Origin of the sequence: Micromonospora orduensis, assembly GCF_006228125.1 — a bacterium.
GTDB lineage: Bacteria > Actinomycetota > Actinomycetes > Mycobacteriales > Micromonosporaceae > Micromonospora > Micromonospora orduensis.
The window spans coordinates 1-671 of record NZ_VDFY01000319.1; the positions used below are offsets into that span (position 1 = coordinate 1).

Consider the following 671-nt stretch of genomic DNA (forward strand, 5'->3'; position numbering starts at 1 on the left):
GGCGTGCAGTACATCCGTACCGGAGCGATCATCCAGCTGTTGCTGGGCAACATGGGTCGTCCGGGTGGCGGTGTGATGGCGCTGCGCGGACACGCCAGCATCCAGGGCTCCACCGACGTCCCGACGTTGTTCAACCTGCTGCCCGGCTACCTGCCGATGCCGCACCATGCCGAGCACCCGAGCTTCGACGAGTGGGTGGACAGCATCCGGCACCCCGGGCAGAAGGGCTTCTGGGGCAACGCCCGCGCCTACGGGGTCAACCTGCTCAAGGCGTACTGGGGTGACGCGGCAACCCCCGAGAACGACTACTGCTACGGCTACCTGCCCCGGATGACCGGTGACCACGGCACCTACCAGCAGGTGCTGAACATGATCGACGGGAAGGTCAAGGGGTACTTCCTGCTGGGGCAGAACCCGGCGGTCGGCTCCGCGCACGGCCGCGCGCAGCGGCTGGGTATGGCGAACCTGGACTGGTTGGTGGTGCGGGACCTGTTCATGATCGAGAGCGCGACGTTCTGGCAGAACGGCCCCGAGGTCGCCACCGGTGAGATCGTGCCAGAGGAGTGCCGGACGGAGGTGTTCTTCCTGCCCGCCGCCTCGCACGTGGAGAAGGAGGGCACGTTCACCCAGACGCAGCGGTTGTTGCAGTGGCGGGAGAAGGCCGTCGAGCC

Annotated in this window: 1 pseudogene; it reads left to right on the forward strand. The window is 67.2% G+C overall.

Annotated features, from left to right (window positions below):
* Positions 1–671: pseudogene (locus FHG89_RS32575) on the forward strand (formate dehydrogenase); the annotation flags it as partial.